Annotated in this window: 26 protein-coding genes and 1 tRNA gene; 16 read left to right on the top strand and 11 right to left on the bottom strand. The window is 63.4% G+C overall.

Annotation, left to right across the window (positions count from 1 at the left end):
• Nucleotides 1-67: 67 nt before the first annotated feature.
• Entirely contained in the window at nt 68-370 is a 303-nt protein-coding gene (locus ACLEJP_RS22270) for a hypothetical protein (RefSeq protein WP_440809961.1), read from the top strand.
• A gap of 3 nt (nt 371-373) precedes the next feature.
• On the opposite strand, the gene ACLEJP_RS22265 is transcribed toward ACLEJP_RS22270, so the two are convergent.
• Together ACLEJP_RS22265 and gcvA are read right to left on the bottom strand one after the other, a co-directional pair.
• Nucleotides 374-1,624 carry a 2-aminoadipate transaminase gene (locus ACLEJP_RS22265; RefSeq protein WP_440809958.1) on the bottom strand — a complete coding sequence of 417 codons (1,251 nt, stop codon included), beginning with the start codon at nt 1,622-1,624 and terminating at the stop codon, nt 374-376.
• Nucleotides 1,625-1,859: 235 nt separating this feature from the next.
• Nucleotides 1,860-2,756, bottom strand: a complete 897-nt coding sequence (gene gcvA, locus ACLEJP_RS22260; protein ID WP_440809956.1) for a transcriptional regulator GcvA — start codon at nt 2,754-2,756, stop codon at nt 1,860-1,862.
• A 254-nt stretch (nt 2,757-3,010) separates the two neighbouring features.
• Between gcvA and ACLEJP_RS22255 the strand changes: the two genes are divergently transcribed.
• The 5 genes from ACLEJP_RS22255 to ACLEJP_RS22235 all read left to right on the top strand — a co-directional run bounded on the left by ACLEJP_RS22255 (nt 3,011) and on the right by ACLEJP_RS22235 (nt 7,195).
• Nucleotides 3,011-4,393 (top strand): amino acid permease, encoded by a 1,383-nt coding sequence (locus ACLEJP_RS22255; protein ID WP_440809953.1) that lies wholly within the window; start codon nt 3,011-3,013, stop codon nt 4,391-4,393.
• Between the two features lie 57 nt (nt 4,394-4,450).
• On the top strand, nt 4,451-4,948 hold the full coding sequence (locus ACLEJP_RS22250) for a PaaI family thioesterase (protein ID WP_440809951.1): 498 nt from the start codon (nt 4,451-4,453) through the stop codon (nt 4,946-4,948).
• 277 nt (nt 4,949-5,225) lie between these two features.
• Nucleotides 5,226-5,606, top strand: coding sequence for a DUF4398 domain-containing protein (locus ACLEJP_RS22245; RefSeq protein WP_440809948.1), 381 nt, complete (start codon nt 5,226-5,228; stop codon nt 5,604-5,606).
• An 11-nt stretch (nt 5,607-5,617) separates the two neighbouring features.
• The gene (locus ACLEJP_RS22240; protein ID WP_440809945.1) at nt 5,618-6,391 is read left to right on the top strand and encodes an OmpA family protein; all 774 of its coding nucleotides are present in this window, start codon (nt 5,618-5,620) and stop codon (nt 6,389-6,391) included.
• 108 nt (nt 6,392-6,499) lie between these two features.
• On the top strand, nt 6,500-7,195 hold the full coding sequence (locus ACLEJP_RS22235) for a glutathione S-transferase N-terminal domain-containing protein (protein WP_440809942.1): 696 nt from the start codon (nt 6,500-6,502) through the stop codon (nt 7,193-7,195).
• Between the two features lie 61 nt (nt 7,196-7,256).
• On the opposite strand, the gene ACLEJP_RS22230 is transcribed toward ACLEJP_RS22235, so the two are convergent.
• A complete protein-coding gene (locus ACLEJP_RS22230) occupies nt 7,257-8,846 on the bottom strand; it encodes an inorganic phosphate transporter (protein WP_440809939.1) in 1,590 nt (529 codons plus the stop codon).
• Between the two features lie 128 nt (nt 8,847-8,974).
• Between ACLEJP_RS22230 and ACLEJP_RS22225 the strand changes: the two genes are divergently transcribed.
• The 7 genes from ACLEJP_RS22225 (at nt 8,975) to ACLEJP_RS22195 (ending at nt 13,544) form a co-directional block, all read left to right on the top strand.
• The gene (locus tag ACLEJP_RS22225; RefSeq protein ID WP_440809936.1) at nt 8,975-9,364 is read left to right on the top strand and encodes a DUF488 domain-containing protein; all 390 of its coding nucleotides are present in this window, start codon (nt 8,975-8,977) and stop codon (nt 9,362-9,364) included.
• A gap of 23 nt (nt 9,365-9,387) precedes the next feature.
• Nucleotides 9,388-9,819 carry a GNAT family N-acetyltransferase gene (locus ACLEJP_RS22220; RefSeq protein WP_440809933.1) on the top strand — a complete coding sequence of 144 codons (432 nt, stop codon included), beginning with the start codon at nt 9,388-9,390 and terminating at the stop codon, nt 9,817-9,819.
• A gap of 69 nt (nt 9,820-9,888) precedes the next feature.
• Nucleotides 9,889-10,278 (top strand): helix-turn-helix domain-containing protein, encoded by a 390-nt coding sequence (locus ACLEJP_RS22215; protein ID WP_440809930.1) that lies wholly within the window; start codon nt 9,889-9,891, stop codon nt 10,276-10,278.
• 63 nt (nt 10,279-10,341) lie between these two features.
• On the top strand, nt 10,342-10,980 hold the full coding sequence (gene gacA / locus ACLEJP_RS22210; protein WP_003251380.1) for a response regulator transcription factor GacA: 639 nt from the start codon (nt 10,342-10,344) through the stop codon (nt 10,978-10,980).
• 6 nt (nt 10,981-10,986) lie between these two features.
• On the top strand, nt 10,987-12,810 hold the full coding sequence (gene uvrC, locus ACLEJP_RS22205) for an excinuclease ABC subunit UvrC (protein ID WP_440809928.1): 1,824 nt from the start codon (nt 10,987-10,989) through the stop codon (nt 12,808-12,810).
• A 33-nt stretch (nt 12,811-12,843) separates the two neighbouring features.
• Nucleotides 12,844-13,404, top strand: coding sequence for a CDP-diacylglycerol--glycerol-3-phosphate 3-phosphatidyltransferase (gene pgsA, locus ACLEJP_RS22200; protein WP_289133290.1), 561 nt, complete (start codon nt 12,844-12,846; stop codon nt 13,402-13,404).
• A gap of 64 nt (nt 13,405-13,468) precedes the next feature.
• Nucleotides 13,469-13,544, top strand: a tRNA-Gly gene (locus ACLEJP_RS22195).
• A 433-nt stretch (nt 13,545-13,977) separates the two neighbouring features.
• Here ACLEJP_RS22195 and ACLEJP_RS22190 read toward each other — a convergent pair.
• The 4 genes from ACLEJP_RS22190 to ACLEJP_RS22175 form a co-directional block, all read right to left on the bottom strand.
• A complete protein-coding gene (locus ACLEJP_RS22190; RefSeq protein ID WP_440809924.1) occupies nt 13,978-14,976 on the bottom strand; it encodes a transketolase family protein in 999 nt (332 codons plus the stop codon).
• On the bottom strand, nt 14,973-15,821 hold the full coding sequence (locus ACLEJP_RS22185) for a transketolase (RefSeq protein ID WP_440809921.1): 849 nt from the start codon (nt 15,819-15,821) through the stop codon (nt 14,973-14,975). The genes ACLEJP_RS22190 and ACLEJP_RS22185 overlap by 4 nt, the downstream gene beginning before the upstream one ends.
• Nucleotides 15,822-15,842: 21 nt before the next feature.
• A complete protein-coding gene (locus ACLEJP_RS22180) occupies nt 15,843-17,141 on the bottom strand; it encodes an MFS transporter (protein WP_289133284.1) in 1,299 nt (432 codons plus the stop codon).
• 76 nt (nt 17,142-17,217) lie between these two features.
• Entirely contained in the window at nt 17,218-17,967 is a 750-nt protein-coding gene (locus tag ACLEJP_RS22175; protein ID WP_186686905.1) for an SDR family NAD(P)-dependent oxidoreductase, read from the bottom strand.
• A gap of 195 nt (nt 17,968-18,162) precedes the next feature.
• Here ACLEJP_RS22175 and ACLEJP_RS22170 point away from each other — a divergent pair, with 195 nt between their 5' ends.
• Nucleotides 18,163-19,083: a LysR substrate-binding domain-containing protein gene (locus ACLEJP_RS22170; RefSeq protein ID WP_440809917.1), complete on the top strand. Its 921-nt coding sequence runs from the start codon at nt 18,163-18,165 to the stop codon at nt 19,081-19,083.
• 245 nt (nt 19,084-19,328) lie between these two features.
• Nucleotides 19,329-20,519, top strand: a complete 1,191-nt coding sequence (locus tag ACLEJP_RS22165) for an MFS transporter (RefSeq protein WP_440809916.1) — start codon at nt 19,329-19,331, stop codon at nt 20,517-20,519.
• Between the two features lie 53 nt (nt 20,520-20,572).
• Here ACLEJP_RS22165 and ACLEJP_RS22160 read toward each other — a convergent pair whose 3' ends face one another.
• Nucleotides 20,573-21,088 (bottom strand): DUF4880 domain-containing protein, encoded by a 516-nt coding sequence (locus ACLEJP_RS22160; RefSeq protein WP_440809914.1) that lies wholly within the window; start codon nt 21,086-21,088, stop codon nt 20,573-20,575.
• A gap of 431 nt (nt 21,089-21,519) precedes the next feature.
• Complete coding sequence (locus ACLEJP_RS22155) at nt 21,520-21,831, bottom strand: DUF6124 family protein (RefSeq protein WP_406819303.1); 312 nt, start codon at nt 21,829-21,831, stop codon at nt 21,520-21,522.
• A 130-nt stretch (nt 21,832-21,961) separates the two neighbouring features.
• Here ACLEJP_RS22155 and ACLEJP_RS22150 point away from each other — a divergent pair, with 130 nt between their 5' ends.
• The gene (locus tag ACLEJP_RS22150) at nt 21,962-22,615 is read left to right on the top strand and encodes a LexA family protein (RefSeq protein ID WP_440809911.1); all 654 of its coding nucleotides are present in this window, start codon (nt 21,962-21,964) and stop codon (nt 22,613-22,615) included.
• A gap of 246 nt (nt 22,616-22,861) precedes the next feature.
• On the opposite strand, the gene ACLEJP_RS22145 is transcribed toward ACLEJP_RS22150, so the two are convergent.
• Both ACLEJP_RS22145 and ACLEJP_RS22140 read right to left on the bottom strand, forming a co-directional pair.
• Nucleotides 22,862-24,814: an acetyl/propionyl/methylcrotonyl-CoA carboxylase subunit alpha gene (locus tag ACLEJP_RS22145; RefSeq protein WP_440809909.1), complete on the bottom strand. Its 1,953-nt coding sequence runs from the start codon at nt 24,812-24,814 to the stop codon at nt 22,862-22,864.
• Entirely contained in the window at nt 24,811-25,626 is an 816-nt protein-coding gene (locus tag ACLEJP_RS22140; protein ID WP_440809906.1) for a gamma-carboxygeranoyl-CoA hydratase, read from the bottom strand. The genes ACLEJP_RS22145 and ACLEJP_RS22140 overlap by 4 nt, the downstream gene beginning before the upstream one ends.

Raw genomic sequence — 25,626 nt, 5'->3', positions numbered from 1 at the left:
GACAATAGAGACCACCTGCCGTACTCTACGCGCCCATACGCCTACCCACCCACCGAGGTAACCCCGCTTGAGCACCCAGTACCCGTACATCGCAACCATTACCGTCAGCGCCGAAGACCGTGGCGGCGACGCCGAAGCCTCGGAGAACCCAGGCATGCGCGTTGGCCTGGAGGCCGTCACCGAAACGCTGAAGAAGGTGCATTTCGTCGGTACGCTCGCAGCCCCGGAAAAGTCCGCCACGCACATCTGTGTGACCCTGGAGAACGGCCTGACCTACTACGGCCCGATCGTCAATGGCCACGCCGAACTCGAAGGCGGCTGGATTGCCTTCGAGTCCGACATGCTCACGCCGCAGGAACTCGGCCTGTAACCTTCAGCCCAGCTCCGCCAGGCACTGCTCGAGAATGTCCAGGCCTTCTTCGAGCAGCTCGGTTTCGATGGTCAGCGGCGCCAGCAGGCGGATGATGTGCCGGGCCTTGCCGCTGGGCATCAGCAACAGGCCCCTGGCCCTTGCCGTCTCCATCACCTTGGCCAGTTGCGCCGGCGCCGGGCTGCCGTCGGCATTGACGAACTCGATGCCGCGCATGGCGCCGACGCCAGTCAGGCGGCCGATGAACGGCGTCAGCCCCGAAGCCTTCCAGCGCTCGAAACGGCGAACGATCGCCTGCTCCTGGCGCTCACCCCAGGTGGCGATGTTTTCGTCGCTCATCTGCGCCAGGCTGGCCAGGGCTGCCGCGCAGGCGATCGGGTTGCCCGAATAGGTGCCACCCAGGCCGCCCTTGGGCAGTGCCGCCAGCAACTCCTTGCGCCCGACCACCGCGCCCAGCGGCATGCCACCGGCAATGCTCTTGGCCAGCAACAGCAGGTCCGGCTCGATGCCCAGCCGGGGGAAGGCGAAGCGCTGGCCGGTACGGCCAAAGCCCGACTGGATCTCGTCGATGATGATCAGGATGCCGCGTTCGTCGCAGAAACGGCGCAGGGCCTGGGCAAAGGCCGGGTCAAGGGCGAGGAAGCCGCCTTCGCCCTGCACCGGCTCGAGGATGAATGCGGCGACGTCCTCCACCGCCAGTTCGACGCTGAACAGGCGGTCCATGGCCTTGAGTGCCTGTTCACAGGTCACCCCGGTGTCGGTGCTGGGGTAGGGCAGGTGATAGACCGGCCCGGGCAGTTCCCCGACCCGTTGCTTGTACGGGGCAACCTTGCCGTTGAGGTTCAGGGTCGCCAGGGTGCGGCCGTGGAAGGCGCCGTCGAAGGCGATGATGGCGCGCTTGCCGGTGGCGCCGCGGGCCACTTTCAGGGCGTTTTCTGCGGCTTCCGCGCCGCTGTTGGTGAGCATGCCTGCCAGCGGGTAGCTGACCGGAACGAACTGGCTCAGTTGCTCCATCAACGCCAGGTATGGGCCGTGTGGCGCGGCGTTGAAGGCTGAGTGGGTCAGGCGGCTGGCCTGGGCCTGGATCGCCTCGACCACCGCCGGGTTGCAGTGGCCCAGGTTGAGTACGCCGATACCGCCGACGAAGTCGATGTAGCGTTTGCCGTCGGTGTCCCAGACTTCGGCATTACGGCCATGGGAAAGTGTGATCGGATGAACGATGGCAATGGACTGGCTGATACTTTCCTGGTTCATGGGCACGCGGACCTTTGTTCGGGTTTCTTATTATCCAAGCGTGTTGGCCAATTATTCCGCAAACGAATTATTCGATTGGGGTCATTCCATGGATTCGTGATCTGGCCGTTGAGTTGTGTTGGCTGTGCCGGCCTCTTCGCGGGCTTGCCCGCTCCCACAGGATCACCACAGGTTCGAATTCTGTGCAGTACCTGTGGGAGCGGGCGAGCCCGCGAAGAGGCCGGTCCAGATTAACTCAATCCCCCTCAGCCACCCGCTCGCGGATCCACTGCACAAAGGCCCGGATCTTGGGCACTTCGGCGGCATGCTCGGCATGCGCGATGAAATGCCGGCCATTGCTCGCCACCGGGTGGTCCCAGGCCACCACCAGCTTGCCCTCGCTCAGCTCTTCGGCCACCAGGTAGCGCGGGATCAAGGCGATGCCGCAGCCGGCAATGGCCGCACGGATGCACAGGTAGAACGTGTCGAAGCGCGGCCCGTGGTAGCTGTTCTGGCTGTGCAAGCCCAGCCCCAGGAACCATTCGTGCCAGGCTTCCGGACGCGACACGCATTGCAGCAGGCGGTGCTCGGCCAGTGCCTGGGCGCTGTCGAAACGGTGGCTGGCCAGCAGCTGCGGGCTGCACACCGGTACCACCTCTTCGCTGAACAGCTCGATGCAGGTTGCCCCGGGCCAGGTGCCCTGGCCGAAGAAGAAGGCGATATCGGCCTTGGCCTGGACCAGGTCGAATGGCTCCAGCTCGTTGCGGATGTCCAGGTGAATGCGCGGGTAGCGGTCGCCAAAACCCTTCAGCCGCGGCACCAGCCAGCGCGCCCCGAAGGTGGGCTGGGTGGCGATGCGCAGCACTTCGGTCTCGTCGCCATAGCTGAGGATGTAACGGCTGGAAATGTCGATCTGGGTGAGGATCTTGTTCACTTCGGTGAGGTACAGCGCCCCGGCCGGGGTCAGGTGCAGGCGTCGCCGAATGCGCTGGAACAGCGAATGCGCCAGCATGTCCTCGAGCTGTGCCACCTGCTTGCTGACTGCGCTCTGGGTCAGGTGCAGTTCCTGCGCCGCGCGGGTGAAGCTGAGGTGGCGCGCGGCCGCTTCGAAGCACTGAAGGGCGGTGGTCGAAGGCATCAGGCGTTTGGACATGAGGGGTAACTACCGAGCAAAAAAGGAAGAAGTTCATTCCGTAGCGGAATCATGTGTTTCGAAAAGGTCGTTTGTTGACCCCGGCCTATAGATTAATACTGACCTGGATCAATCATGACAACCGGTTGTGCGAAGAGGAGGCCAGTACGTTTTCCAGCATCTGCAAAACAACAATAACCAACACCAGAAATTGACCAGAATTCTGCTCCAGTCTTCCGCCGCTTCGCCGCGGCCGAGCCATTCGAGGGTTGTTCATGGCTTCGCTACACAACAACAAACAGCGCACCCTGCAGCACGGCCTGACCTCCCGTCAGGTTTCCATGATCTCTATCGCCGGCATCATCGGCGCCGGCCTGTTCATCGGCTCTTCCAACGCCATCGCCACCGCTGGCCCGGCCATCCTCATTTCCTATGCAATGACCGGCCTGCTGGTGCTGCTGGTCATGCGCATGCTGGGCGAAATGGCTATCGCCAACCCCAATAGCGGCTCGTTCTCCACCTATGCCACCGAAGCCATCGGCCCCTGGGCCGGCTTTACCATCGGCTGGCTGTACTGGTGGTTCTGGGTGCTGATCATCCCGGTCGAGGCGATCGCCGGCGCCGATATCCTGCATGCCTACTTCCCCGCTGTGCCGTCCTGGTTGTTCGCCTTCCTGATCATGCTGGTGCTGTCGGGTACCAACCTGATCAGCGTGAAGAACTTCGGCGCCTTCGAGTACTGGTTCGCCCTGGTCAAGGTGGTGGCGATCATCGCCTTCATCGCGGTCTGCAGCCTGGCAGTGTCTGGCGTCTGGCCGCTGGCCGAGGTGTCCGGGGTCAGCCGGCTGTGGGACCACGGCGGTTTCATGCCCAACGGTTTCGGCACCGTGCTGGGTGGCGTGCTGATCACCATTTTCTCGTTCTTCGGCGCCGAGATCGTGACCATTGCCGCGGATGAAACCGCCAACCCGAAAGACAAGATCCGCCGCGCCACCAACCTGGTGGTGTACCGCATCGCCATCTTCTATCTGGCGTCGATCTTCCTGGTGGTGTCGCTGGTGGCCTGGAACGACCCCGGGCTGAAAGCGGTGGGTTCGTTCCAGTGCGTGCTGGAAGTGCTGAATGTGCCGGGTGCCAAGCTGCTGGTCGACCTGGTGGTGCTGGTGGCCGTGACCAGTTGCATGAACTCGGGCCTGTATACCGCGTCGCGCATGCTCTATTCGCTGGGTGCCCGTGACCAGGCGCTGAGCGTGACCAAGCGTATCTCCGGCGCTGGCGTACCGACCGTGGCGGTGCTGTTCTCGACCCTGGCCGGTTTCGCCGGTTGCTTCGTCAACTATGTGTTCCCTGGCAAAGTGTTCGGCTTCCTGCTGTCCACCACCGGTGCCATCGCCTTGCTGGTGTACCTGGTGATTGCCGTGTCGCAACTGCGCATGCGTGCCCGTGCCGAGCGTGAGGGGCGCCAGCTGGAACTGAAGATGTGGCTGTTCCCGTGGCTGACCTGGCTGGTGATCGGCACCATCGTCATGGTCCTGGGCTACATGCTGTTCAGCGATGCCTACCGCTACGAGACCCTGATGACCGCAGGCGTGACCGTGTTCATCCTGCTGGTGTCGCTGACCCAGAAGCGCGGCAAGGCAGTCACCCAGACGGCCTGATGTTTCTGCTTAAATGGGGGCGTTATCCGCCCCCATTCCAACAAGCACAGGAAGCGTATGAACGACCAGCCCCTTTCCCTCCAGGCCCTGGCTGCACCCGACGGCACCTGCTACGGCTGTGGTTGCTCCCATCCCAGTGGCCTGCACCTGCAAAGCCACTGGGACACCGACGGCGTCCATCTGTTATGCCGGCATGCCCCGGACAGCACCTTCATCGGTTGGCCCGGCCTGGTCTACGGCGGTTTGCTGGCGATGCTGGTGGACTGCCACTCCAACTGGACGGCGATGGCCTACCACTACCGCGCCGAGGGCCGCGAAGCGGGCAGCCTGCCGCGTATCGATTGCGTCACTGGCACGCTCAACCTGAGCTACCTGAAACCGACACCGATGGGCGTCGAGTTGCTGCTCAAGGCCCGCGTGGAAGGTGAGGTCGGGCGCAAGACGCGGGTGCTCTGCGAGGTCTGGGCCGGCGATGTACTGACGGTCAGCGCCGACTCGGTGTTCGTGCGCGTGGACACGGAAAAGCTCAAGCTCAAGGCGCATGGCCAAGGCTGAGACCGGCGCCATGCCGCCTGCCTGTTGAAGAATCGCACGTCTTTCAGCGATAGGTCCGATTTGGGCTTCCCGCTTTTCGCACTACTCTGGCCGCGTCTTCACCACAAGAAGCCCAGGATGACCACACGTTTCACGCTGCCCCTTCGCCCGGCCCGCTGACGCGGGCGGGTTTCTCGCCCCATCCTGGTTCATTCCCAACCCTCTGCATCGACACTCCGGCAACGGCGGCAATGCCGTGCCCGAGACCTTTGCAGACGCATTCAAGGAGAGACCCTTCATGCGTGCCAGATCCACAGTCAAAAGCCTGCTCATCGGCTCGCTGGTATTGCTCGGCGGCTGCGCCAGCGCCCTGGTGCCCAGCGAGCAGATCGAACTGACGCGAAGCGCCGTCAACCGCGCGGTGTCTGCCGATGCCACGCAATATGCCCCGGTCGAGATGCGCGCGGCCCAGGAAAAACTCAGCGCCATGGACCGCGCCCTTGGCCAGGGCGACCTCGAGCAGGTCCGTCGGTTGGCCGAGCAGGCCGAGGCCGATGCCCGCCTGGCCGAGCGCAAGGCCATGGCCGGTAAACGCCAGGAACAACTGGATACCGCCCGCAAAGGGATCGAGGTGCTTCGCCAGGAAATGCTCGAAGCGCCGCAGAACGCCATCCACTGAAGGACACGAACATGTCGAAACGCCCACTGTTTACAATGGTTTCGCTACTTGGCCTGCTGCTGGCCGGCTGCGCTGCCACGCCGGAAAACGCCCGCCTGCTGGAAGCCCGTGAGGCCTACTCGGTACTGCAGGGCAAGCCTGAGTCCAGCCGGATTGCCGCACTGGAAACCCAGGAAGCCTACATCGCCCTGGGCAAGGCCGAAGGGGTTTCACTGAACAATCGGAAATCGCCCGACGTCGAGCAGCTGGCCTACCTGGCCCAGCGCAAGATCGACAGCGCCGAGCAGACCATCCTGCTGCGTCAGGCGGAAGCCGGCCTGCAGGGTATCGAGGCGCAACGTACCCAGGCGCGCCTGGACGTGCGTACCGCCCAACTGAAGGCGCTGCAGGCGCTCAAGGCCAAACAGACCGAGCGCGGTACCGTGGTGACCTTCGGTGATGTGTTGTTCGATACCGGCCGTGCGGAACTGCGGGGCAGTAGCCAGCGAAACATCCGGCAACTGGCCGAGTACCTGCTGGCCAACCCGGAGCGCAAGGTGCTGGTGGAAGGGTTCACCGACTCCACCGGTAGCGATGCCTTCAATCAGCAGCTGTCAGAGCGGCGTGCCGTGTCCGTGGCCAATGCCTTGCGTCGCCAGGGTGTGGCGACCGCGCGTATTGCCAGCGCGGGCTATGGCAAGGAGTACCCGGTGGCGAGCAATGCCGATGCGCAATCGCGCCAGCTCAACCGTCGTGTCGAAGTGATCATCTCGCAGGGTGCCGAGGCTGTGGCGCCGCGCTACTGATTGCCGCTCGGGCGTGGCAGGGAGCCGCGCCTTCTGCATCTGCCTGGCGATGGTCAAACCGCGGCGTTGTCCCTAAAGTAGCAGCTTTCATTTCTGCAGGGGCCAGGCATGACCGATCTGAGCGCGTTCCCCATCACCCGTAAATGGCCGGCTCGGCACCCCGAGCGGTTGCAGCTGTATTCGCTGCCCACGCCCAATGGCGTGAAGGTTTCGATCATGCTGGAGGAAGTCGGCCTGGCCTACGAGCCGCACAAGGTCAGTTTCGACAACGATGACCAGCTGAGCCCCGAATTCATCTCCCTCAGTGCCAACAACAAGATCCCCGCCATCCTCGACCCTGATGGGCCGGGCGGCCAGCCGCTGGCGCTGTTCGAATCGGGCGCGATCCTGCAGTACCTGGCGGAAAAGAGCGGGCAGTTGCTGAGCCGCGACCCGGCCCAGCGCTACCAGACGATCCAGTGGCTGATGTTCCAGATGGGCGGCATCGGGCCGATGTTCGGCCAGGTTGGCTTTTTCCACTTCTTTGCTGGCAAGGAATATGAAGACAAGCGCCCGCGTGACCGCTATGTCAACGAATCCAGGCGCCTGCTCGGCGTGCTGGACCGGCATCTGCAGGGGCGGGACTGGATGGTCGATGACTACAGCATCGCCGACATCGCAATCTTCCCTTGGGTGCGCAACCTGGTAGAGCGGTACAACGCCCGCGAGCTGGTCGGTTTCGATCAGTTCAAGGAAGTGCAGCGGGTGCTGGCGGTGTTCCTCGAACGACCAGCGGTGCAGCGTGGCCTGAAGATTCCTGGCTGACCAGGCAACAGCGACCTTGCAGGTATGCACCGGCCGGGCCTGCCACGTCACGTCCAGCCCGTCAGAAAATGTGGCTCAGGAGCCAGTACAGGCTCCCGGCCAACAGCATCGCCGCCGGCAAGGTCAGCACCCAGGCCATCAGTAAGTTGACCAGCGTGCGCTTCTGGATACCTGACCCATTGGCCACCATGGCCCCGGCTACCCCTGAACTCAGCACATGAGTGGTCGACACGGGGAGCCCGAACAGGTCCGCCGCGCCAATGGTGCACATTGCCACCACTTCCGCAGACGCACCCTGGGCATAGCTGAGATGGGTCTTGCCGATCTTTTCGCCAACCGTCACCACGATACGCCGCCAGCCAATCATGGTCCCCAGCCCCAGCGCGATGGCCACGGCTACCTTCACCCACAGCGGGATGTAGCGGGTGGCGTCGTCCAGTTGGGTCTTGAACAGCTGCACTTGGCTGCGGGTGTCGGCATCGAAGGTCACCAGCTGGTATTTCTCGATCAGGTGGATGGCTTCGCTGGCCAGGTACATGTCATTGCGCACGTTGGCCATGGCCTCGGCCGGTACACGCTTGAGCGAGCCGTAGCCGCTGACTTCTTCGCCGATCGTCCCGGTCAGCGCAGCCAGTGCCGGTACCAGTTGCGGGCTGGCCTTGGGTTCGGCAACGAAGCGGGCGAGCAGCTGGCGCGGGTCGGCCGGGGCCGTTTGCGGGGCATTGCTTACCAGCGCCTGGCGGGTCACCTCGGCAATGGCGGAAAACTGCAGCGCCTGCTCATTGGGCATGGTCTTGTTCAGCGCGTAAGCCATCGGCAGGGTGCCGACCAGAATCAGCATGATCAGGCCCATGCCTTTCTGGCCGTCGTTGGAGCCATGGGCAAAGGAAACCCCGGTGCAGGTCAGGATCAACACGCTGCGGATCCACCACGGCGGTGGCGTCTGCCCCTGCGGCGCCTGGTACAGTGCCTGGCGCTTGACCAGCGCCCGCAATGCCACCAGCAGGAGTGCGGCGCAGACAAAACCGATCAGGGGAGAGAACAGCAGGGCATAGCCGACCTTGCTGGCCTGGGCCCAGTCCACGCCGCTGGTGCCGTCACGCCCATGCATCAGCGCATTGGCCACGCCGACGCCGATGATTGAACCGATCAGGGTGTGCGAAGAAGAGGCCGGCAAGCCCAGCCACCAGGTGCCGAGGTTCCAGATGATTGCCGCCAGCAGCAAGGCGAAGACCATGGCGAAGCCGGCTGAAGAGCCGACCTGCAATATCAGCTCCACCGGTAGCAGGGCGATGATGCCGAACGCCACCGCACCGCTGGAAAGCAGTACGCCAAGGAAGTTGCACAGGCCGGACCAGACCACCGCCACAGGTGCTGGCAGGGCGTGGGTGTAGATCACCGTGGCGACTGCGTTGGCGGTGTCATGGAAGCCATTGACGAACTCGAAGCCCAGGGCAATCAGCAACGCCAGCCCCAGCAGCAGGAAGGGTGTGGCCGTGGTGACCACCGTACCGCTGGCACTCACGTCCTGTTTCAGGCTCCAGGCACTGTAGGCGAGGCCGGCCAGCAGCAGGCCGAAGAACAACGCCATGGTGGCGCGCCCAGGTTTGTGCGCCAGCTGCGGCTGGCTGGCCAATAGCGGGGTAGCCATGAGGGCTCCGGTTGGCGTTGGCGAAGGTGCCGAAGGCCTAGAGCATAGAAACAATTCGCCGCCTGGCCGTGACCTCGATCAATGAATTACCTAGTCTGATGACAGACGGTAAAGCCAGGAGAAAACCGATGATTCGCTGCAAGCGTGTCTACGATGCGGTTGAGCCAGGCGATGGCCAACGGGTGCTGGTCGACCGCCTGTGGCCGCGCAACAAGCGCAAGGAGGATCTGCACGGGCAGTGGTTGCGCGAAGTTGCGCCGTCGGATGAGTTGCGCAAGGCATTTCATCAGGGAAGCGTGGACTTCACCGGTTTCACCCAGCGCTACCGGCAAGAGCTGGCAGCTCATCCCGTGCATTGGTATCCGCTGCTGGACGTGGCAGGGAAGGGTACGCTGACCTTGCTCTACGCCGGCACGGACACCGAGTGCAACAATGCCCGGGTTCTGGCCGAGTGGCTTGAAGACGAGCTGGATAGACGAGGCCCCGGCAGCTCGCCGGTATGCTACGCCCAGGATTGACGAACCCAGGAGCCCGACAGTTGATGCCGCTGAGCCTTACCCCCGCCAACGCCAGCCACTGTGCCTTCGCCCGCGATCTGACGCGGCGTGCCATGCTGCCGTACTACCGCGAATACGGCCTGTTGTGGCTCGAGCAAGCGTTCGACGAAGCCTGGGGCTGGCGTGAGCAGTGGCTGGTCACCGAAGGTGATGCCCTGCTGGGCTTTTGCAGCCTCAGCCAGGACCGTCAGGCGTTGTTCATCCGCGAACTGCACCTGCTTCCCGAGCAGCGTGGGCGGGGTATCGGCAGCTGGGTGCTGGAGCAACTGGCGCAATGGGCCAGGCAGCGCCGCCTGCCGCTGTTGCGGTTGATGGTGTTTCGCAGTAACCCGGCGCGCCTGTTGTACCAGCGGCACGGCTTTGTCGAAATGGGCGAGGACGAATGTTTCGTGCGCATGCAGCGCACGATCGATTGATAGCTTAATGGTGGCTTGTAGTGGCCAAAGAGCATCGGCATAGTGAGCCCTGGTAACAGGAGAACCGCTATGGATGGAATCGGGCCGCGGTTGCGGAAAGAACGTGAGCGCCTGGGCATGACCCAGCGAGCGTTTGGCGAGATCGGTGGGGTCGAACCCAACGCCCAGGGCAAGTACGAGAGTGGCGAACGCACGCCCAGGCTCGATTACCTGGCAGCATTGGCGGCCCAGGGCGTGGATGCCTTGTATGTGCTCAACGGCACGCGCACCCCGGCAGCACTGGAGGGGCTGAGCATGGATGAGGCCGGCTTGCTGGCAGCTTTCCGGCAGTTGTCGGGCGACGATCAGGCAGCACTTTGGCACTTGATGGCGCGTTTGACCCACAATGCCAGGCCACGGCAGACAGTAAGACCGTTCAGCGCTGAAGCTCAGTCTTTTCTGACAGAAGGAATGCGTTAGGCCCGCCATGAAAAATTTTGTTAAGGTGGCGGGATCCAATCGCCCTGCTGACGAGGTGTGTGCTTGATTAGGGTCCTAGTGGTTGACGATCACGATCTGGTACGAACCGGTATTACCCGCATGCTGGCCGACATCGACGGCCTGCAGGTGGTGGGTGAGGGGGACTCTGGCGAGTCGGCACTCAAGCTGGCCCGCGAGCTGAAGCCGGACGTGGTGCTGATGGACGTGAAAATGCCCGGCATCGGTGGCCTCGAGGCCACCCGCAAACTGCTGCGCAGCCACCCGGACATCAAGGTGGTTGCCGTGACCGTGTGCGAGGAGGACCCGTTCCCCACGCGGCTGTTGCAGGCCGGTGCCGCCGGCTACCTGACCAAGGGCGCCGGCCTTGACGAAATGGTCCAGGCGATCCGCCTGGCCTTTGCCGGCCAGCGCTACATCAGCCCGCAGATCGCCCAGCAGCTGGCACTGAAACCCTTCCAGCCACAGGGCTCGCCGTTCGATGCCCTGTCGGAACGGGAAATCCAGATTGCCCTGATGATCGTCGGCTGCCAGAAAGTGCAGATCATCTCCGACAAGTTGTGCCTCTCGCCCAAGACCGTCAATACTTACCGGTATCGGATCTTTGAAAAACTCTCGGTCACCAGCGACGTCGAACTGACCTTGCTGGCCGTTCGCCACGGTATGGTCGACGCAAGCCTGTAGAACCTCATGTCCCAAGTTTTCGATGCCAGCGCTTTCCTGGCGACCTGCAGCGGTCGCCCGGGCGTCTACCGGATGTTCGATGGCGAAGCTCGCCTGCTTTACGTAGGCAAGGCCAAGAACCTCAAGAAGCGCCTGGCCAGTTATTTCCGCAAGACCGGCCTGGCACCCAAGACCGCCGCGCTGGTGGCGCGCATCGCCCAGGTCGAAACCACCATCACCGCCAACGAAACCGAGGCGCTGCTGCTGGAGCAGAACCTGATCAAGGAGTGGCGGCCGCCGTACAACATCCTGTTGCGCGACGACAAGTCCTACCCCTACGTGTTTCTTTCCGACGGTGAATTTCCGCGCCTGGGCATTCACCGCGGGGCGAAGAAGGCCAAGGGCCGCTACTTTGGCCCGTATCCCAGCGCCGGTGCCATACGCGAGAGCCTCAGCCTGCTGCAAAAGGCCTTTTCCGTGCGCCAGTGCGAAGACAGCTACTACGCCAACCGCACCCGGCCGTGCCTGCAGTACCAGATCAAGCGCTGCAAAGGGCCGTGCACCGGGCTGGTAGGCACCGAGGAGTATGCTGAAGACGTGCGTCACTCGGTGATGTTCCTCGAGGGCCGCAGCCAGCAGTTGGGCAACGAGCTGAATGCGGAAATGGAGAAGGCGGCCATGGCCCTCAACTTCGAGAAGGCCGCCGAGCTGCGTGACCAGATCGCCCTGTTGCGCCGGGTCCAGGACCAGCAATACATCGAAGGCGGCAGTGGTGACGTCGACGTCGTCGCCGCCTTCGTCAACCCCGGCGGCGCCTGCGTGCACCTGATCAGCGTGCGTGGCGGGCGGGTGCTGGGCAGCAAGAACTTCTTCCCGCAGGTTGGCATCGAGGAGGAGGTGGCCGAAGTGATGGCCGCATTCCTTGCCCAGTACTACCTGGGCAATGCCGAGCGCGAACTGCCCGGCGAGCTGATCGTCAACGTGGTGCATGAAGACTTCGAGGCCATCGGCGAAGCCCTGCAGACCCTGCGTGGCCGCGAACTGGCCATCAGCCACCGCGTGCGCGGCACCCGCGCTCGCTGGCAGCAGCTGGCAGTGACCAATGCCGAGCAGGCTCTCAATGCGCGCCTGGCCAACCGCCAGCACATGGCCGCCCGCTTCGAAGCGCTGGCCGAGGTGCTGGGCCTGGACGAAGTGCCGCAGCGCCTGGAGTGCTACGACATCAGCCATTCCAGCGGCGAGGCCACCGTGGCCAGCTGCGTGGTGTTCGGCCCGGAAGGCCCGTTGAAGTCCGACTACCGCCGTTTCAACATCGAAGGCGTCACCGCCGGCGACGACTACGCCGCCATGCACCAGGCGCTGACCCGCCGCTACGGGCGCATTCGCGACGGCGAGGGCAAGCTGCCCGACGTGCTCCTGGTGGACGGTGGCAAAGGCCAGCTGAACATGGCCCGCGACGTCATGCAGGAGCTGGGCTTTACTGACCTGACCCTGCTCGGCGTGGCCAAGGGCGTAACGCGCAAGGCCGGCTTCGAAACCCTGTACCTGAATGATGTGCATCACGAATTCACCCTCAAGGGCGATTCACCGGCGTTGCACCTGATCCAGCAGATCCGCGACGAAGCGCACCGTTTCGCCATTACCGGCCACCGCGCACGGCGTGGCAAGGCGCGGCGGGTGTCCAGCCTGGAGGATGTGGCCGGGGTAGGGCCCAAGCGCCGCCGCGACCTGCTGAAACATTTCGGCGGCCTGCAGGAACTCAACCGCGCCAGTGTCGACGAAATTGCCAAGGCCCCCGGCATCAGTAAAAAGCTTGCCGAGTCGATTTATGCCAGCCTGCATAGCGAGTAGAATGCCGGGCTCAACTTGCCGCCAGTCGTACCGATGAATATTCCAAACCTGCTCACCGTTCTGCGCGTCCTGCTCATCCCGATTTTCATCCTGCTGTTCTACCTGCCGTACCACTGGAGCTACATGGCTGCCAGCAGCGTGTTCGCCGTCGCCGCCGCTACCGACTGGCTGGATGGTTACCTGGCGCGTCGCCTGCAGCAGAGCACGCCGTTCGGCGCCTTCCTCGACCCGGTGGCCGACAAGCTGATGGTGGCGGTGGCGCTGGTGCTGCTGGTGCAGACCCACGCCAACTTCTGGCTGACCCTGCCGGCGGCAGTCATCATCGGCCGCGAGATCGTGGTCTCGGCACTGCGCGAGTGGATGGCCGAACTGGGGGCACGGGCGCAGGTGGCGGTGTCCAACCTGGGCAAGTGGAAGACTGCCGCGCAAATGCTGGCCCTGGTGATCCTGCTGGCCAACCCGCCGGCCGTGACCTTCTGGGTCATCCTCGGCTACGCACTGCTGTTGGTGGCGGCGGGGCTGACGCTGTGGTCGATGGTGCACTACCTGCTGGCCGCCTGGCCGCACCTGCGTGAAGGCTCGGAACGGAAATAAAAAGTTTTTTGAATCAAGGGGTTGACGCCATTTTGGAAATCGCTAGAATGGCACCCATCACGACGCGGGAATAGCTCAGTTGGTAGAGCACGACCTTGCCAAGGTCGGGGTCGCGAGTTCGAGTCTCGTTTCCCGCTCCAAATATCGGCCTATAGATTTCCATGGAAGTCTGTAGGTCATTGAAAAAAGACGCTTAGGCGTCTTTTTTCGTTTCAGTCAAAGCCGCTTCGTTCCATGGGCATCCGGGCTTTTATGGTCCAGAAATCAGTCCATGAAATCCGGGCTTCCACCGTGGCGGGTTGTTGCTGGAGAGAAGCGTCCAGCGTTACGAGCATCTAGCCCTGAAATTCGTGTTCAGGCGCTCGTACTGGGCACTCTCCGGATGCAACTGTTCGCCAGGCCAAGGCACCGCAAAGAGTATACCCTCGGCGATAGTGACGGTTTGTCACTTGGCGATCGCCTTGGCTGCACAGGCTGTTCGCAAACGCTGCGCACAACCTGTGGTAGCGGTGTCACCCGCAAACACCGGCTAAGCCGGTGCCATCCCAGCCTGACCCGCAACGACTGGCTGCGCTACAACCACGCCTTGATCTGCCTCGACACCGCGTCGGTGGATATCCCGTAGCGGTCATGCAATGTCGGTAGCGCACCCGCATCGAGAAATGCATCCGGCAGTGCGATCTGGCGGAAGGTGGGCGTGACCCCGTTACGCAGCAGCACGCCCGCCACCGCCTCGCCAAGGCCGCCGATGATCGAGTGGTTTTCCGCCGTGACCACCAGGCGCCCAGGCTTGCGCGCCTCGGCGAGGAGGGTCTGTTCATCCAGCGGCTTGATAGTCGGCACATGCAGTACCGACACATCCACGCCATCCTTGTGCAACTGCTCTGCAGCCTCCAGGGCACGCATGGTCATCAGGCCGCTGGCGATCAGCAACACGTCGCGGCCACCGCGCAGCACCTGGGCCTTGCCCAGCTGGAAGCGGTAGTCGTAGCGATCCAGTACCAACGGTACGTTGCCGCGCAGCAGGCGCATGTACACCGGCCCCTGGTGGGCGGCGATCGCCGGCACGGCCTGTTCGATTTCCAGCGCATCACAGGGGTCGACGATCATCAGGTTGGGCATCGCCCGGAAGATCGCCAGGTCATCCGTGGCCTGGTGGCTCGGGCCATAACCGGTAGTCAGGCCAGGCAAACCGCAGACGATCTTGACGTTGAGGTTTTCTTCGGCGATCGCCATGCAGATGAAGTCATAAGCCCGACGCGAAGCGAATACCGCATAGGTAGTGGCGAAGGGGGTCATGCCTTCGCGGGCCATGCCAGCGGCAGCGCTCATCAGTAACTGCTCGGCCATGCCCATCTGGTAGAACCGCTCGGGGTGGGCTTTGGCGAAGATGTGCAAGTCGGTGTACTTGGACAGGTCGGCACTGAGCCCGACGATATCCTGGCGGTGCTCGGCCAGGCTGGCCAGGGCATGGCCGAACGGGGCAGCGCGGGTTGGCTGACCCTCGGCGGCAATCGAGGCGATCATGGCCGAGGTGGTCAGGCGTTTTTTCGGTGCATTCACTGTGCTCATACTTGGCTCCCGGCGTCCAGCGCCTCAAGGGCGAGATCCCATTCGTTTTCATCGACGCGAATGAAGTGCGTTTTGTCGCGGTTTTCCAGGAACGGCACACCTTTGCCCATGCGCGTGTCACAGATGATCACCCGCGGTTGTGCTGCCGGGTGGGCGCGGGCTTGGTCGAAGGCGCTGACCAGCGCATCCAGGTCATTGCCATCCACTCGCTGCACGAACCAGCCAAACGCTTGCCAACGCTCGACGATCGGCTCGAAGGCCAGTACTTCGCTGGCGTGGCCATCGGCCTGTTGGTTGTTCACATCGATGATCGCGATCAGGTTGTCCAGGCGCCAATGGCTGGCCGACATCGCCGCCTCCCAGGTCGAACCCTCGTTCAGCTCGCCATCGGACAGCAGGTTGTACACCCAGCTGTCCGAACCTTTGCGCTTGAGCCCGAGGCAGGCGCCGACCGCGATGCCCAGCCCGTGGCCCAGCGAACCGCCGGTGATTTCCATGCCAGGGGTATAGGCGGCCATGCCTGACATAGGCAGACGGCTATCGTCGCTGCCGTAGGTTTCCAACTCCTCCTCGGGAATCACGCCGACCTCGATCAACGCGGCGTAGAGGGCGATCGCATAATGCCCGATGGACAGGTAGAAGCGGTCGCGCCGCTCCCACTCAGGGTTGTCGGGGTCGATACGCAGCGCGTGGAAGTACGCGACGGCCAGCAGGTCGGCAGCGCCCAAGGCCTGGCCGACATAGCCCTGGCCCTGGACCTGGCCCATGCGCAATGCATGGCGGCGGATATTGCGGGCGCGCACAGCCAGTGGCAGCGCCTCGTTGGTGGAAGGCACAGCAGTCATGGGGGTGACTCCTTTTTCGAATCAGCGATTGACCAGATGAGCCGGTACTCGCGACACCAGGAAGGCGCCAAGGATGAGCACGGCGGTGATGAGATACATACCGATGGCGTTGCTGCCCAAGGTGGTGGTAACCCAGCCGATCAGGTACGGCGAGCAGAACCCGGCGAGGTTGGCGAAACTGTTCACCGCGGCGATGCCGGCTGCTGCCGAAACCCCGCCGAGCAGCGTGGTAGGCAACATCCAGAACAGTGAGGAAGCGGACAGCACCCCGGCCGCAGCCAGGCACAGGCTGAGGATCGACAGGGTCAGACTGCTGCCCAGCGCGGCGGCGAGGCTCAAGCCCAGGGCGCCGATCAGCATGGGGATCGCCAGGTGCCAGCGGCGCTCACGGTGGCGGTCGCCACTGCGTCCGGCCAGCAGCATCGCGACGATGGCGCACAGGTACGGCAGGCTGGTCAGCAGGCCGATGTGCAAGGGCTCGCTGACACCGGCATTGCGCACCAGCGTAGGCAGCCAGAAGGTGATCGCGTACTGGCCCATCACCACGCAGAAGTAGATGCCGGCCAGCAACCACAGGCGACGGTCGCGGATGAAATCGGACACCGAACCATGCGTGACCTTGTGTTGCTCGTCTTCGGCCAGTTCCTTGCGCACCAGGGCCTTTTCTTCGTCGCTCAGCCAGTGTGCCTGGTCGACGCCATCCTTCAGGTAGCTCAGCACCAGGATCCCCACCAGCACCGTGGGGATGGCTTCGAGCAGGAACATCCACTGCCAGCCCGCCCAGCCGTGCACCCCGGCGAAACGTTCCATGATCCAGCCTGACAGCGGGCCGCCAATCATCCCCGAGAGCGGAATGGCGATAAACCACAGCGCAGTCATTTTCGCCCGGCGATAGGAGGGGAACCAGTAGGTCAGGTACAGCAGCAGCCCAGGTGCCAGGCCTGCCTCGGCGATACCCAGCAGGAAGCGCAGGGCATAGAACTGCCAGGCCGTCTCCACCAGGGCGAACATTGCCGAGATGATGCCCCAGGTGATCATGATGCGGGCAATCCAGCGCCGGGCGCCGACCTTGTGCAGGATGATGTTGCTGGGCACCTCGCAGAGAAAGTAGCCAATGAAGAACATGCCGGCACCCAGGCCATAGACCGCTTCGGACAGGGCCAGGTCGTCCATCATCTGCAGCTTGGCGAAGCCGACATTGACCCGGTCGAGGTAGGCACACAGGTAGCAGAGCATGAGGAAGGGCATCAGTCGCCAGGCCGTCTTGCGGTAGGCACTGCTGCGTGCGGCGGACACCGCATCGAGCGCTAGTGTGGTCATTTCGTTCTGATCTCTTGTTGTTATCGAACGCGTGACCTGCGCCGGGCTCGGGCGCCGGTCACGATGCGGCGGATGCTCAGTGGATCAGCATGCCGCCGTTGACATCCAGGGTAATGCCCGTGAGATAGCTGGACAGATCACTGGCAAGGAACAATGCCGCATTGGCGACATCCCGGGCCTCGCCCAGGCGCCCCAGCGGGATGCCTTCGATGATGGCGTGACGGCGTTCATCATGCATCAGGCCGCCAGTGATATCGGTGTGAATCAGGCCAGGGGTGATCGAATTGACGCGGATGTTATCCGGCCCCAGCTCCCGGGCCATGGCCTTGCCGAGGCCGAGTACGCCAGCCTTTGCGGCGCTGTAATGAGGGCCGCCGAAGATGCCGCCACCGCGTTGGGCAGACACCGACGACAAACAGATGATGCTGCCGGCCTGCTGCGCACGCATGGTCGGGATGACCGCCTGGGACATCAGCAGCGTGCCACGCAGGTTCACGTTCAGAATGCGGTCATAGTCCGCGCCAGTGATGTCGAGAGTCTTCACTGGCTGGGTGATACCGGCGTTGTTGACCAGCACGTCGATCCGTCCGAACTGCGCCAGGACCTGGGCGATGGCATCGCGCACTTGCGCTTCATCGGCAACGTTGGCGGCCAGGCCGATGTGGCCTTCGCCGAGGGAAGCGGCGGCTTCGGCGGCGGCGGTTGGATCAAGGTCGAGAATCGCGACCTTGGCGCCCTGTTCGGCGAACGCCTGGGCAGTGGCGCGGCCGATACCGCGGGGCGAGGCGGCGCCAGTGATGACGGCAAATTTTCCTGTTAACAGCATGGGAGTGCTCCGGGTGATTATTGTTGTGAGCGGCGGTTCAGGCAGAACCGATAGGCACAGCTTCGTCTCGCTGGGCGGGCCGAGCAACGCTGGCGGTTTCACCCGATGCTGAAAAATATTCAGCCCTCGGCTTGTGCCTGGGTTTGAAGGACGGGTAAAACCCTAGGTACCGCCGCGAACCATGCAGGAATGCCCATGAGCCTGGACCTTCTCAGAAAGTCTCCGCAGATCCCTTCGCTGAAAGCAATTCAGGCCTTCGAGCAAGTCGCCCGCTTCGCTAACGTTGCGCGCGCCGCCGAGCAGTTGAACCTCACGCCCTCTGCGGTCAGCCATCAGATCGCCAACCTGGAGGCCTTGATTGGTCGACCATTGTTCATTCGCGAGGCGCGCGGTGTGGCGCTGACCCCGGCGGGTGAGCAGTACCTGCGCGAGGTATCGGGCATCCTGCAGAGCCTGGCCATGGCCACCGAGCGCGCCGGTAACGCCGTGGGCTTCGATTGCCTGCGGCTGCATTCCGCACCAAGCTTCGGGCTGCTCTGGTTGCTGCCGCGCCTGGACCACTTCCGCACCAGTCACCCGCAAATCCAGATCAACCTGTCCTGCTCGTACGAGTCATTGCACTTTGGCCGTCATCAGATCGACCTGGATATCCGCCATGGCTATCCCAACTGGCCCAGCCTGGAAGTGCGCACCATCCGCCATGAACGCGCCACCGTGCTGGCTTCGCCGCAGCTGCTCGAACGCACACGGGTCAAGCAGCCCAGCGACTTGCTGGGGCAGAACCTGATCCTGTCGGAGGCCGCATTGGTGCAGTGGCCGCAATGGTTCGCCCAGCAAGGCTTGGCCTTGCCGCAATCGCCCTATGCGCTGAGTTTCGATCGCTCGTACATGAGCCTTGAAGCCGCCAGCCACGGTTACGGGCTGGCGTTGGAGAGCTCCTTGCTGGCGCAGGACTATATAGCCCGGGGCGAGCTGGTACCGGTATTCGCGCAGGACTTGGCGACCCCGGTCAGCGCTCACCATCTGGTGTTTCCCCGGGGCCATGCCGAAACCCACAGGGTGCGGCAATTTCTCGAATGGATGCAGGGCCAGCTTGGCCATGATTTCAATTACTGAGCGGGGCGGGTCGTTTGCTGTTGTCGAAGGCTCAGCGTTACTCGCGAAGGGCCTGGCCAGGGGCAGCGGCGAGGCGTCTTGTATTGCTTCGGATGGGAGCAAAATCCTACATTTTTATCGGAAGTATCGCTGACCGCTTCGCCTTGTGCATCTTTCGGCCATCGCTATCATCGGGCAACAACTTGGCGGAGTTCCGGAGACTCAGGTGATGCTCTTTTGCAACGAGAAGCGGCGAGGTTAACAGCGTGCCTCGGCCCTTCGAACCGGTCAGCAATTTTCTGTACTCGGCCCTGTTGATCCTGCTGTGCCTACTGGGCGTGTTCCCCCTCGATGTGATCCTCCCGTCATTCCCTGCGCTTGCAGATGAATTTCATGTCGGGTCGCAGCAAATAGCCTACTCGGTGAGTTTCTTTGCTTTGGGTGTGGCCCTGGCGCAACTGGTGATCGGGCCACTGTCCGATGCCATGGGACGCAAGCGGCTGTTGCTCGCTGGGCTGGGCCTATCCATCATCGGGGCAGTGGGTTGTGCATTCTCGGGCCGCTACGAGACGTTCATGGCGTTCCGTTTGCTGCAGGCCTTGGGATGCGGGAGTTTCGTCCTGGGCCAGGCGCTGGTCCAGGACCTGTATAGCGGCAAGCAGCGCAATGCCATGCGTATCCTGCTGACCAGTGCGAGTGGGCTGTTCATCTCGTTGTCACCGGTCGCGGGGGCGTTTCTGCAACAGGCCTTTGGTTGGAAGGGCAGCTTTAGCGTATTTGCCTTCATTGCCCTGATCGTTGCGTGCTTGTCGTTTGCGTTGCTGCAGGACACGCCTGCATCGCGCGGGCGGGTTTCAGGCATGGGCAGCTATCGGATCATGCTGCGTGACACGACCTATCTTGCGCACTCCCTGTTGTCCAGCCTCGCTTTTGCCTGCCATTTTTCCTTTATCGTGGTCGCGCCACTGGCATTCATGGATGACCTCGGGCTGACCCCGTATCAATTCTCGATGGTGTTTATCGCCTATGGGCTGGCATATATCGCCGGCGGTGCAGCCGCGACCTATGCGAACAACCGCATAAGCCCGCTGGCGCAGATCAAGACCGGGTTCCTGCTGATCGCTTTCGGTGGCGTCACGCTGCTGGTCTGGGAGTGGGTGGCAGGGTTGACGGTGACGGGGCTTCTACTATCGATGATCGTGTGCAGCACCGGGACAACGCTGGTGCGGCCTGCGGCTACGACCCAAGCCTTGGCGCGTTACCCGCAGCAGGCCGGTGCGGCAGCGTCGCTCAATACCACGCTACTGTTCGCCGGCGGTGGTTTGGCTGGCAGTCTTGTTGCCAGTGTCGAAAGCGCGCTGCCGATGAGCCTGGGGCTTCTGTTCGTGGCCGTCAGCTTGTGCGGGTGGCTGTTACTGGCCGGCTTGTCGGAAACGCTGACCAGCACGCGAACCTGAGCGCCAACAGGCCAATCCCGGTGTAAACGCTGACGGCGTGGTTGAGGCGTGGATCAGGCGCAAAAACCGAGCACTACCAGCGCCGCTACGCCCAGACCTAACGCGACCGAGCAACCGCCCAGCGACAGAGCGGCTCGTCCTTGCCGGTACCAGCCGTCATGCCCCAGTTGCCGTGCCGGTACCAGCAGGCTGCGCCAGTGCAGTTCAGTGTCATGAAACGCTTGCAGGTGCGTCGGGTCTGCGTCCAGCCAGCGACGGAAGTCAATGCGCTCGCAGGCAGTCACCTCGGGGCTCTGCAAACGTACGTACCATTGACCGGCGACGCTCGCCAGCGCATCGCGGCGTGAGTGGCCGGCCTGCAGGGCCTGGCCCATATGCCGCTCGATGCTCGCCAGGGGCAGGTCGAGGCGGGCGGCGATGGCGGCGAAGCCCAGCTGGTCCAGGCGGCTGAGCAGGAACACTTGCTGTACGCGCCGTGGCAGATGCCTCAAGGCGTGCAGTAGAGACGCTTCGGTATCGTGCCCCGCAGCCGGGGTTCGGTGCTCGAGCGGTACTAGCAGGCGGCTCATGGTCAGCTCCTTGCTGGATGGGAGAGGGGGCATCTTCCGTGACGCAACGTCAGCGTAAGACAAACGATATTGATTCTCAAGTGCTGTTTTCGCAATGTTCTGCAATGAACGTTCACGCCCTGAAACACTTTTGCTACGATGCGCGCCATCACGATCTTCATTAGCCTGAAGAGCCAAAAAAAAAGACCCGGCAAAAAAGCCGGGTCCAAAACCGTGATTAGCCTGATGAGGAGATAATCTGATAGCGACCTAAGCTCCAGGTTATCCAGCTGATCTCGCGATCAGTTGAGTGCAATAATAATCGTTATCATTTGCCAGTCAAATGAATTTTTCGCTTATCCGGTAAAAAAGTTTTACCGGTGCGCTTCCTGGTCCGGCAATCGGGGCCTTTGCCGTTACCCGGCCAATCACGTCTCTCCCTTCTTTGTTGCCTAGATGCCTGGTTCCATAGCGCGTTTGTGCTCCAGCAGCGCGCGGGCCATGTCCATCATGTGCATCAGGGCGAAGGTCAATTCGCGCTGGCTGCCGTGCTGGTGGGTGGCGGTTTCCTGGGCGGTGGCGGCGGCGCAGCGCAGCAGGGCGATGGCATGCTCCCGGGCCTGTTCGCTGGTGACGCCCTCGTGCAACGTCCAGATCCTGTTGTCGAGGGTGGGGCGCTGCGGGTTGGGGTTGAGGTAGTAGTCGAGGGCGCGGCGAGCGGCTTCGCTGTCGAGATCTGTTTCGTCGTTTTTCGGTGGTTTCATCGCGATACCTTCTGATTTCCCTTCAAACACACAGGAATCACAGCATAGGTCAAACTGTACTATTCATGCCCAAATAAATAATTCAGATTGTGTATTGCTGCGGATAATACAGTCCGTATTGTTGCCGCTCATGGAAAACTGGAACGCATTTCTCAAGCGCTACAAGCGCGAACACAATCTCAGCCAGCTCAAGCTGGCCGAACGCCTGGGCATGACTCAGGGCGGCGTAGGCCATTGGCTGCGTGGCACGCGGCAGCCGACGTTGGAAACCATCAACGAAAAGCTTGAAAAACTTGGGCTGGTGTTTCTCGAAGCGCAGGTCATGGTGGTGGAGCGCGATATGGTGCGCGAATCACCTGGTCGCTATGCGGCCGACCAAGCGGACTCAGGCAAAGCGCTGCTCTATGCAAGCTTTCGCTTCCCAGTCCTGAGTTGGGCGGACTTGCAGGGACCCTTGCCAGAAACAGGCAAAAGCCACGAGCAGAGCGACTACATGCCTGCGGGTAATGCGTTCTGGCTGGTGGTAGAGAACGATTCGATGAATGCCGCCAGTGGCAAGAGCGTGCCCGAGGGTATGCGAGTGCTGGTGGATACCGGCCTGCCGGCAGAGCCAGGTAGGCTGGTCATTGCCCGGCAGCCGGGGCGGCCGGCGGTGTTGCGGCAGTTGATCGAGGAGGGCGGAGACAAGATGCTCAAGCCGCTGAATACGCGCTATCCGACTGTTCTCTGTGAAGCGGGGTGCGAGTTTCTGGGTGTGGTCGTGCGGGTGCATGGGGTTTTTTAGGGTCTGAGATTCGGGTGGGGCTGGCGGGTGCCAGGCGTGGTTGTTGTGGCGCGTTGGAGATCGAGCGCCGCCCGCGCGGCGCATCGCGGATGAAATCCGCTCCTCCAGGCATGCGCCAGGCTGGCAACCATGGCGTAACAGGTTCGGCACGTTGCAACAAATGTAGGAGCGGATTTATCCGCGATGCGCCGCGCGGGCGGCGCTCGATCTCACAGGCCCCACAAAACTCAAGCCAAACAGCTCCGGTCACTCCGCCAGTTCGACCAGCACCGTCCCTTCGCTGACCATATCGCCTTCCTGGCAGAACAACGCCTGCACCGTGCCGCCATGCGGCGCACGAATGCTGTGCTCCATCTTCATCGCCTCCAGCACCACCAGCGCCGTCCCCGCTTCCACCAGCTGCCCTGGCTCGACCAGCACCCGCACGATGCTGCCATTCATCGGCGCACCCAAACCACCCTGATGGCTGTGGCTGGCCTCGGCCTCGGCGATCGGGTCGAAGGCTGCCACTGCATGCATCTCGCCGTCCCAGTGCAGGTACAACGTGGCGCCACGGCGGATCGCCAGATGCTGGCGACGCATACCTGCGTGGTCATGCACCAGGTGCTCGCTCACCAGTTGCCAGGTGGACGCGGCGCTGCGTTCCAGGGCCACCGCCTGGTCCTGCCCATTGCTGGCCAGATGCAGGCTGCTGCGTGCCGGCAGCCCCAGGCGCAGGCCAGTGCGCTCGGCCCACGGCGAGCCGCGGTCGTCATCGCGCTGCAGCCCGGGCTGGCCTTGCAGCCAGGCCTCGGCTGCGGCCTCCCAGAAAGCGGCCGGCAGCGCCTGCGGCGCGGGCAGCAGAACGTCCTGGTGGCGCGGAATGAAACCAGTGTCCAGCTCGGCCGCGGCAAACGCCGGGTGGGCGAGAATGCGCCGCAGGAAGGCAATGTTGGTCTTCAGCCCGCCAATGGCAAATTCATCGAGCATGGCCAGCAAGCGCAGGCGTGCCTGTTCGCGGTCCTCGCCCCAGGCAATCAGCTTGCCCAGCATAGGGTCGTAGAATGGCGATACCGCATCGCCCTCGCTGACGCCGCTGTCCACCCGCCGGCCTTCACCAGGCGCCGACTCACGGTACAGCGCCAGCGTGCCGGTGGCGGGCAGGAATTCGTTGGCCGGGTCCTCGGCATACAGGCGCACTTCGATGGCATGGCCGATCAGCGGCACCTGTTCCTGGGTAATCGGCAGGGGCTCGCCGCAGGCCACGCGGATCTGCCAGGCCACCAGGTCGAGGCCGGTGATGGCCTCGGTAACCGGGTGCTCCACCTGCAGGCGGGTGTTCATCTCCATGAAGAAGAACTCGCCACGGGCGTCAAGCAGGAACTCGACGGTGCCTGCGCCGACATAGCCGATGGCCTGGGCCGCGCGGACCGCCGCCTCGCCCATGGCCCGGCGCAATTCAGGCGACAGGCCAGGCGCAGGGGCTTCTTCAACCACTTTCTGGTGACGGCGCTGGATCGAGCAGTCCCGCTCATTGAGGTACAGGCAGTTGCCGTGCTGGTCGGCGAACACCTGGATTTCCACGTGGCGCGGCTTGAGCACGTACTTTTCCACCAGCATGCGCGCGTCGCCGAACGACGATTGCGCCTCGCGCTGGGCCGAGGCCAGGGCGTCGGCCAGCTGGCTTTCCTCCTCGACCACTTTCATGCCCTTGCCACCACCACCGGCACTGGCCTTGAGCAGCACCGGGTAACCGATGCGTTCGGCGGCGGCGCGGAAGGTGTCGAGGTCCTGGGCCTCGCCGTGGTAACCCGGCACCAGCGGCACGCCAGCGGCTTCCATCAGCGCCTTGGCCGCCGACTTGCTGCCCATCGCATCGATGGCGCTGGCCGGTGGGCCGAGGAAGATCAGCCCGGCCTGTTCGATGGCACGGGCAAAGCCCGCGTTCTCCGACAGGAAGCCATAGCCGGGGTGAATGGCCTGGGCGCCGCTGGCCTTGGCCGCGGCGAGAATCTTGTCAACCACCAGGTAGCTGTCGGCCGCCTTGCTGCCGCCGAGGTCGACGCGAATATCGGCTTCGCGGCTGTGCCGGGCGTCACGGTCGGTGGCGCTGTGCACGGCGACGGTGGTCAGGCCCATGGCCTTGGCGGTGCGCATCACCCGGCAGGCGATTTCGCCACGGTTGGCGACCAGCAGGGTGGTCAAAGCGGGGCGGCTCATGGGCGCGACTCCTTCTTGTCGTCGGTTTGCCAGGCGGGGCGGCGCTTTTCCAGGAAGGCGCGCAGGCCCTCCTGGCCTTCGGCGCTGACGCGGATGCGGGCAATGGTGTTTTCGCAGTAGCGGCGCAGGGCCGGGCTGAGTTCGCCGGCATCCACCTCGCGCAGCAGGTCCTTGGTGGCGCGTAGCGCTTGCGGGCTGTTCTGCAGCAGGTTGGCGACCCAGGCTTCGACCTGGGCGTCCAGCTCGCTGGCCGGGTACACCTCGGCCAGCAGGCCCAGTTCGCGGGCTCGCACGCCACTGAAGCGTTCGGCGGTGAGGGCGTAGCGGCGCGCGGCGCGCTCACCGATGGCCTTGACCACGAACGGGGTGATCACCGCCGGGGCCAGACCGATGCGCACTTCCGACAGGCACAGCTGGGCGTCCTCGGCCCCGATGGCCATGTCGCAGCAACTGATCAGGCCCAGTGCGCCGCCAAAGGCTGCGCCCTGGACCACCGCCAGGGTCGGCGTCTTCAGGCGGTGCAGGGCGTACATCAGCTCGCCCAGCTCGCGGGCGTCGTCCAGGTTGGTGTTGAAGTCCAGTTGCGCCGACTGCTGCATCCAGGCCAGGTCGGCGCCGGCGCTGAAGTGCCGGCCACGGCCGCGCAGCAGCACAAAGCGCAGGCTGGCGTCCTCGGCCAGCTGGTCGAGGGCGACGATCAGCTCGCGGATCATCAAGGCGTTGAAGGCGTTGTTCTTGTCCTCGCGGCTCAGCCACAGGGTGGCGAAACCGCGCGGGTCGCGGATCACTTCGAGGGTGCTGAAATCGCTCAT

The sequence above is a fragment of the Pseudomonas sp. SMV7 genome (assembly GCF_052041995.1).
In the GTDB taxonomy this organism is placed as follows: domain Bacteria; phylum Pseudomonadota; class Gammaproteobacteria; order Pseudomonadales; family Pseudomonadaceae; genus Aquipseudomonas.
Note: the sequence above shows the minus strand (reverse complement) of the source record. Positions and strands in the feature narration are given on the sequence as shown.

Coding starts and splice junctions, on each gene's coding strand:
- ACLEJP_RS22265 (WP_440809958.1), bottom strand. CDS start 1,624: ATGAACCAGGAAAGTATCAGCCAGTCCATTGCCATCGTTCATCCGATC.
- gcvA (WP_440809956.1), bottom strand. CDS start 2,756: ATGTCCAAACGCCTGATGCCTTCGACCACCGCCCTTCAGTGCTTCGAA.
- ACLEJP_RS22255 (WP_440809953.1), top strand. CDS start 3,011: ATGGCTTCGCTACACAACAACAAACAGCGCACCCTGCAGCACGGCCTG.
- ACLEJP_RS22250 (WP_440809951.1), top strand. CDS start 4,451: ATGAACGACCAGCCCCTTTCCCTCCAGGCCCTGGCTGCACCCGACGGC.
- ACLEJP_RS22245 (WP_440809948.1), top strand. CDS start 5,226: ATGCGTGCCAGATCCACAGTCAAAAGCCTGCTCATCGGCTCGCTGGTA.
- ACLEJP_RS22240 (WP_440809945.1), top strand. CDS start 5,618: ATGTCGAAACGCCCACTGTTTACAATGGTTTCGCTACTTGGCCTGCTG.
- ACLEJP_RS22235 (WP_440809942.1), top strand. CDS start 6,500: ATGACCGATCTGAGCGCGTTCCCCATCACCCGTAAATGGCCGGCTCGG.
- ACLEJP_RS22230 (WP_440809939.1), bottom strand. CDS start 8,846: ATGGCTACCCCGCTATTGGCCAGCCAGCCGCAGCTGGCGCACAAACCT.
- ACLEJP_RS22225 (WP_440809936.1), top strand. CDS start 8,975: ATGATTCGCTGCAAGCGTGTCTACGATGCGGTTGAGCCAGGCGATGGC.
- ACLEJP_RS22220 (WP_440809933.1), top strand. CDS start 9,388: ATGCCGCTGAGCCTTACCCCCGCCAACGCCAGCCACTGTGCCTTCGCC.
- ACLEJP_RS22215 (WP_440809930.1), top strand. CDS start 9,889: ATGGATGGAATCGGGCCGCGGTTGCGGAAAGAACGTGAGCGCCTGGGC.
- uvrC (WP_440809928.1), top strand. CDS start 10,987: ATGTCCCAAGTTTTCGATGCCAGCGCTTTCCTGGCGACCTGCAGCGGT.
- pgsA (WP_289133290.1), top strand. CDS start 12,844: ATGAATATTCCAAACCTGCTCACCGTTCTGCGCGTCCTGCTCATCCCG.
- ACLEJP_RS22190 (WP_440809924.1), bottom strand. CDS start 14,976: ATGAGCACAGTGAATGCACCGAAAAAACGCCTGACCACCTCGGCCATG.
- ACLEJP_RS22185 (WP_440809921.1), bottom strand. CDS start 15,821: ATGACTGCTGTGCCTTCCACCAACGAGGCGCTGCCACTGGCTGTGCGC.
- ACLEJP_RS22180 (WP_289133284.1), bottom strand. CDS start 17,141: ATGACCACACTAGCGCTCGATGCGGTGTCCGCCGCACGCAGCAGTGCC.
- ACLEJP_RS22175 (WP_186686905.1), bottom strand. CDS start 17,967: ATGCTGTTAACAGGAAAATTTGCCGTCATCACTGGCGCCGCCTCGCCC.
- ACLEJP_RS22170 (WP_440809917.1), top strand. CDS start 18,163: ATGAGCCTGGACCTTCTCAGAAAGTCTCCGCAGATCCCTTCGCTGAAA.
- ACLEJP_RS22160 (WP_440809914.1), bottom strand. CDS start 21,088: ATGAGCCGCCTGCTAGTACCGCTCGAGCACCGAACCCCGGCTGCGGGG.
- ACLEJP_RS22155 (WP_406819303.1), bottom strand. CDS start 21,831: ATGAAACCACCGAAAAACGACGAAACAGATCTCGACAGCGAAGCCGCT.
- ACLEJP_RS22150 (WP_440809911.1), top strand. CDS start 21,962: ATGGAAAACTGGAACGCATTTCTCAAGCGCTACAAGCGCGAACACAAT.
- ACLEJP_RS22145 (WP_440809909.1), bottom strand. CDS start 24,814: ATGAGCCGCCCCGCTTTGACCACCCTGCTGGTCGCCAACCGTGGCGAA.
- ACLEJP_RS22140 (WP_440809906.1), bottom strand. CDS start 25,626: ATGAGCGATTTCAGCACCCTCGAAGTGATCCGCGACCCGCGCGGTTTC.